This window comes from Microbacterium sp. 69-7, assembly GCF_001897985.1.
GTDB classification, from domain to species: Bacteria; Actinomycetota; Actinomycetes; order Actinomycetales; family Microbacteriaceae; genus Microbacterium; species Microbacterium laevaniformans.
On the sequence record NZ_MKRU01000005.1, the window covers coordinates 1 to 490 of the forward strand.

The window sequence follows — 490 nt, forward strand, 5'->3', positions numbered from 1 at the left end:
GACCGCCCGCCGCCGACCGGCTCCTGCTCGATGCGGATGCCGAGCAGGAGGCCGTGCTCGCGCGCATCGCCGCCGGACAGTCGCTCGCCGTGCACACGCTGCCCGGCACCGGCGGCACGCAGACGGTGATCAACGCGGTCGGCGAGCTCGTGCGCGCCGGCAAGCGCGTGCTCGTGGTCAGCGCGCGGCGCTCCACCCTCGAAGGCGTCCGCCACCGCCTCGCCGGCATCGGACTGCCCGGACTCGCCGTCTCGCCGCGCCACCTGCACCGCGATCTCATCCGCGCGATCACGCGCAACGAGAAGGCGGAGCAGCCCAAGGTGGCCGACGTCGACGACGCTCTGGTGCGCCTGCGCACCGTGCTGCGTGACTATCGCGATTCGCTCACCCAGCGGCATCCGCGCGTCGAGGTCTCCCCGCTCGAAGCGCTCCGCACGCTGGCCACGATCGCATCGATGACGCCGCAGCCGTCGGCGACGACCCGATTCGA

General features: G+C 73.3%; 1 protein-coding gene. It reads left to right on the forward strand.

Annotated elements, in window-relative coordinates; all coding sequences use genetic code 11:
* On the forward strand, window positions 1-490 hold a 490-nt coding region (locus BGN98_RS00410; RefSeq protein WP_502687799.1), incomplete at both ends, for a DEAD/DEAH box helicase family protein.